Annotated in this window: 6 protein-coding genes; 3 read left to right on the top strand and 3 right to left on the bottom strand. The window is 29.6% G+C overall.

Features of this window, described 5'->3' with window-relative positions; all coding sequences use genetic code 11:
* From NSA58_RS15170 to NSA58_RS15160, 3 genes are all read left to right on the top strand, one after another.
* A partial coding sequence (locus NSA58_RS15170; protein WP_257560653.1) for a sensor histidine kinase occupies window positions 1-397 on the top strand: 397 nt, incomplete at its 5' end.
* A gap of 95 nt (window positions 398-492) precedes the next feature.
* Window positions 493-2,976 (top strand): heavy metal translocating P-type ATPase, encoded by a 2,484-nt coding sequence (locus NSA58_RS15165; RefSeq protein WP_139044982.1) that lies wholly within the window; start codon window positions 493-495, stop codon window positions 2,974-2,976.
* A gap of 393 nt (window positions 2,977-3,369) precedes the next feature.
* Window positions 3,370-3,777: a VOC family protein gene (locus tag NSA58_RS15160; RefSeq protein ID WP_039680637.1), complete on the top strand. Its 408-nt coding sequence runs from the start codon at window positions 3,370-3,372 to the stop codon at window positions 3,775-3,777.
* 61 nt (window positions 3,778-3,838) lie between these two features.
* Here NSA58_RS15160 and NSA58_RS15155 read toward each other — a convergent pair whose 3' ends face one another.
* The 3 genes from NSA58_RS15155 to NSA58_RS15145 form a co-directional block, all read right to left on the bottom strand.
* Complete coding sequence (locus tag NSA58_RS15155; RefSeq protein ID WP_039680638.1) at window positions 3,839-4,156, bottom strand: DUF1540 domain-containing protein; 318 nt, start codon at window positions 4,154-4,156, stop codon at window positions 3,839-3,841.
* 11 nt (window positions 4,157-4,167) lie between these two features.
* Complete coding sequence (locus NSA58_RS15150; protein WP_039680639.1) at window positions 4,168-4,713, bottom strand: NADH peroxidase; 546 nt, start codon at window positions 4,711-4,713, stop codon at window positions 4,168-4,170.
* A gap of 218 nt (window positions 4,714-4,931) precedes the next feature.
* The gene (locus NSA58_RS15145) at window positions 4,932-5,501 is read right to left on the bottom strand and encodes an HD domain-containing protein (protein WP_039680640.1); all 570 of its coding nucleotides are present in this window, start codon (window positions 5,499-5,501) and stop codon (window positions 4,932-4,934) included.
* Window positions 5,502-5,553 lie beyond the last annotated feature (52 nt).

The following is a 5,553-nucleotide window of genomic DNA, read 5'->3' as shown; positions in this document are numbered from 1 at the left end:
TGAGAAAAATATAAAAATAGAGTATTACTTGGAAGAAATTATAGCAAAAGTAGATAAAGAAAAAATATCTCAAGTAATAGTTAATTTAATATCAAATGCCATAAGATATACTAATTGTAATTGTAAAACAGAAGGGAAAATTGTTATTAGACTATATAAAGAGAATGATTTTATTAAAATAAATATAAAAGATAATGGTATAGGAATTCCAAAGGAAAGTTTAGATTATATTTTTGAAAGGTTTTATAGAGTAGATAAGTCAAGATGTAGAAATACAGGAGGGACTGGAGTTGGACTAACTATATGTAAATCTATAATTGACTTACATAAGGGTAAAATAGAAGTAAAAAGTGAAATAAATGAAGGAAGTGAATTTATAATTACACTTCCTAGTTAAAAATTTTAATCTTCATAAAATCTTCATAAAGTTATTGTAGGATGTTATTGTAGTAAGATAAATAGAATAAAAATGACTTATGAAAGGAGAAAATCATGGATACAAAAATGAATGTTGATGATATAAAAATAACTGGAATGACATGTGCATCTTGTGCAAAAGCTGTAGAAAGAGCTGTAAAAAAATTAGATTCAAGTGTAGAGGCTAATGTGAATATGGCAACAGAAAAACTAAGTATATCTTATGATAAGGATAAAGTTAAAGATGAAGATATACAAAAAGCCATAGAAAAAGCTGGCTTTGGAGTAATAAAAGAAGTAGAAAATAAGGAAGTTATAATCCCAATTGGAGGAATGACATGTGCATCATGCGTCAAAGCAGTGGAAAGAGCTGTAAAGAAGATAGATGGTGTAGAAAATATTCAAGTAAACTTGGCCACAGAAAAAGCATCTATTTCATATAAAGCAGAAAAAGTAAAATTATATGAGATAAAAGGTGCTATAGAAAAAGCTGGATTTAAAGTTCTTGAGATGGAAAAAAAGCAAAGTGTTGATGAAGACAAGATAAGAAAAGAAAAAGAGATGAATACATTGCTTGTTAAATTTATAATATCAGCTATATTTGCTGTTCCTTTATTCTACATAGCAATGGGAACTATGATACCACCACCAATTGGACCATTACCAGTACCAGAAATAATAAATCCTAATGTTAATCCATTAAACTTTGCATTAGTTCAATTGTTTTTAACTATACCAATAATTATAGCTGGAAATAAGTTTTTCTATAAGGGAGTTAAATCTATGGTAGCTAAAGCACCTACAATGGATTCCTTAATTACAATAGGATCAAGTGCAGCTCTTATATATAGCTTATATTCACTATATTTAGTAGCTAATGGTGATGCAATGGCTGTACATCATATGTATTTTGAAAGTGCTGGTGTAATAATTACCCTTGTATTGCTTGGAAAATACTTTGAATCTCGTGCAAAAGGTAAAACAGGTGAAGCTATTAAAAAATTAATTGGACTTAGTCCAAAGACAGCAATAATAATTAAAAATGATAAAGAGATAGAAATGCCAATAGAAGAGGTTGAAGTTGGAGATATTATAATAGTTAAACCAGGTTCTAAGATACCTGTAGATGGTATTGTTATAGAAGGTCATACTTCAGTTGATGAATCAATGTTAACAGGAGAAAGTATACCTGTAGAAAAAAATGTTGGTAGTTCAGTAGTAGGCGCTAGTATAAATAAAAATGGTACTATAAGATTTAGAGCTGAAAAAGTAGGTAGTGATACAGCAATATCTCAAATAATTAAATTAGTAGAAGATGCTCAAGGTTCAAAGGCACCAATAGCAAAACTTGCTGATATAATTGCAGGATATTTTGTACCAGTAGTTGTTGTAATAGCCATAGTTTCAGGACTTGCTTGGTTTATAGCTGGTAAAGGAACAGTATTCTCACTAACAGTATTTATCGCTGTTTTAGTCATAGCTTGTCCTTGTGCATTGGGACTTGCAACACCAACGGCTATAATGGTTGGTACAGGTAAAGGTGCAGAAAATGGTATTTTAATCAAGGGTGGAGAAGCTTTAGAGACTACCCATAAAATTAACACCATAGTATTTGATAAAACAGGTACAATTACAGAAGGTAAACCTGTAGTTACAGATATAATAACTTACGGAGAAATTACAGAAGAAGAGTTGATAAAAGTAGCAGCAAGTGCAGAAAAATCTTCAGAGCATCCTTTAGGAGAAGCTATAGTCAGAGATTGTGAAGAAAAAAATCTTGAGTTTTACAAATTAGATAAATTTATGGCAGTACCAGGTTATGGTATTGAAGTTGTCATAAATGGAAGTGATATTTTACTTGGAAACAAGAAATTGATGAATAGCAAAAATATAGATCTTGTAGATTTAGAAGAAACATATGATAGACTTGCCAGTGAAGGTAAGACACCGATGTATATTGGAATTAATAATAAAATAGCTGGTATAATAGCTGTTGCTGATGTTGTTAAAGAAAATAGTGCAAAAGCTATCAAAAAGCTTCATGATATGGGAATAGAAGTTGTCATGATTACTGGAGATAATAAAAAGACAGCAGCGGCAATAGCCAACCAAGTTGGAATAGATAGGGTTTTAGCAGAAGTTTTACCTCAGGATAAATCAATTGAAGTTAAAAAGCTTCAAGAAGAGGGAAAATTCGTTGCCATGGTTGGTGATGGAATTAATGACGCACCAGCTTTAGCTCAAGCAGATATAGGTATAGCCATAGGAAGCGGTACTGATGTGGCGATGGAATCTGCTGATATAGTTTTAATGAGAAGTGATTTACTAGATGTACCAACTGCTATAAGGCTTAGCAAAAGTACAATGACAAATATTAAAGAAAATTTATTCTGGGCATTTGGTTATAATGTAATAGGTATACCAGTGGCAGCTGGGGTTTTATACTTATTTGGTGGACCTCTTTTAAATCCAGTAATAGCAGCTCTTGCTATGGCATTTAGTTCAACATCGGTTTTATTAAATGCATTGAGATTAAAAAGATTTAAGGTAGAAAAATAAAATAAAGTATAAATGGCTAATCTAATTTTAGATTAGCCATTTATACTTTAAAAAAGCGGAGGAATAATTCTAAAGTATGTAATAGATGAAAGTACAGCGTTTTGTATTATAGTGTTAAACTATTTACAGTCATAAATATCTTCTTAAATATCATCGATTATCCAATCTAGACAACAATCATTGTCATAAGTAGCTACATATAGAAATAAGTTCATTAAAATTATATAAGATATAAGTACAATTTAAGGTTTTAACCTCTTACACCAATATATTACTTAATAAGTGTAATATATTGGTGTAAGAGGTTATAAGGGTTATTATATTTTTTATTATTATGTATAATAGATACTAGAAGGTATTTTAAAGAATATAAAAGGAAAATAGGAGAAAATTATGAGCATAAAAACAATACATCATGTATGTATTCAAACAGAAAATTATAAAGAGTCATTAAATTTTTATAAAAATATATTAGGATTTGTACTAATAAATGAGACAAAGAATTTTCATGGAAGAGAATATAATACCTGGCTAAAATTAGGTGACTTTATGATAGAATTACAAACACCTAAAAGTGGTAGTGAATTTAATAAATGGAATAATCTAAATGCAGGACCAGTACACATGGGATTTATAGTTGATAACGTAGAAGAAGAATATGAAAGAATAAAAAAATTAGGGTATACAGATTTTAAAGTTAAAAATGGAGAGATAGTTTATCAAGTAGAAGGGGAAAGTTTATTTAAAATAAAGGCTCCAGAAGGAACTGAAATAGAAATAAGAGATACTGACATTATATAGTAAATAAGTGGAGACTAATATAGCTCTCCACTTATTTGTTTATAGACTTTTATAAGTATATTTATTCGTGTTTAAATGTAGAACAGCTAGTTTCTGTATAAATATTAGCATTTGATCCATTTACACTAATATTTTCAGCAGTACAAGCTAAATTTCTATTATATACACAAGTTTTAACTGTACAAACTAGAGCATCACATGGACCACAAGCATTTGTATTATTAGTTAAAGTTGAATAATTTTTTGCATCAAGGAAGTTTCCACAGCAAGTACTACATGATTCTTTTGCTGAACCTCCAGTAATATTAACTATATTAGAATAACAAGTATTAGATTTGTTATGAGAACAATTAGATACATTACAATTAATTTTAGTCATTTGAAAACCTCCTATTTAGAAAAATATCTATCTAATAAACCTTTGAAAGCTCTACCATGTCTAGCTTCATCTTTACACATTTCATGAACTGTATCATGTATAGCGTCTAAGTTTTGTTTTTTAGCAAGAGTAGCTAATTCTTTTTTACCAGAACAAGCTCCAAACTCAGCTTCAACTCTAGCTGATAAATTTTGTTTAGTACTAGGATATACTACTTCTCCTAATATCTCGGCAAATTTAGAAGCATGTTCAGCTTCTTCCCATGCTATTCTCTTATAAGCTTCAGCGACTTCAGGGTATCCTTCGCGGTCAGCTTGTCTACTCATGGCAATATACATTCCAACCTCTGTACATTCACCCATGAAGTTTGCTCTTAGACCTTCTATTATTTCTGTGTCTATATCTTTTGCTATGCCTATTCTATGTTCGTCAGCCCATACCATTTCATCTTGTGCTTCTACGAATTTGTCTGCTCCAACTTTACAAATTGGGCAAACTTCCGGTGGAGCATCTCCTTCATGTATGTATCCACAAACAGTACAAATAAATTTTTTCATCTATTACACTCCTTTACTTATTTATGTAACAATTTTATTATTTTCATAAAAGAACTAATATATGCACTGAATAAATTAAAACTTACATAAGATGAATATAAATTTAATTGATAATAACTATGATTTTTAGTAATATGAGAAGGCGAAGTAAAATTGAATTTTTTGTGAGGATATATTTATATGAAAATTATTTATTAGATTAAGAAAATAAAAGTCACTCAAATAAGATAAGTGGCTTGTATTTTATTTATACTATCATTATTTAATTCTTTTTTTAGGTTTTTTAAGTAGTTAGAAAACTCTACTTGTTCAGAGCTGTGATCAATATTTAAAGTATATTCTAGAGGAATCCATGTTGATAAAGGAGCCTCATTATGTTGTAATACAACTTCCATTTTGTCTAAAGCTTTATAAATTTTTGACTCTATGGTTTTTTGCTCATCCATTTCTATAAACAAATCTCTAACTTTTTTATTATAAGGATCAGGTAGAGAATCTATCCAAGAATATAATTTTTCGATTTCTATTTTTTCATGATTTTCAGTTTTGTTAAATGCAGGGATATCTCCTGTAAAGGCTTCACCCATATCATGAAAAATGCACATTTGAATTACCTTATTTATATCAGCTTGTGGGAATTCATCAGAAACAAAATATGCTAATAAAGACAATCTCCAACTATGCTCTGCAACACTTTCTTGTCTAAGTGTAGAAGTCCAAGAATGTCTTGTGTAGTTTTTAAGATTTTCCGCTATACCCATAGTATCTATTAATTTTCTAGTATCCACGTATTATTCCTCCAAGGTTTCTTAAATTTTAAATACACTTATAAAAAGATCG

It is taken from the genome of Terrisporobacter muris (genome assembly GCF_024621905.1).
Taxonomy (GTDB): domain Bacteria; phylum Bacillota; class Clostridia; order Peptostreptococcales; family Peptostreptococcaceae; genus Terrisporobacter; species Terrisporobacter muris.
This window is presented reverse-complemented; position numbering and strand designations above follow the sequence as displayed.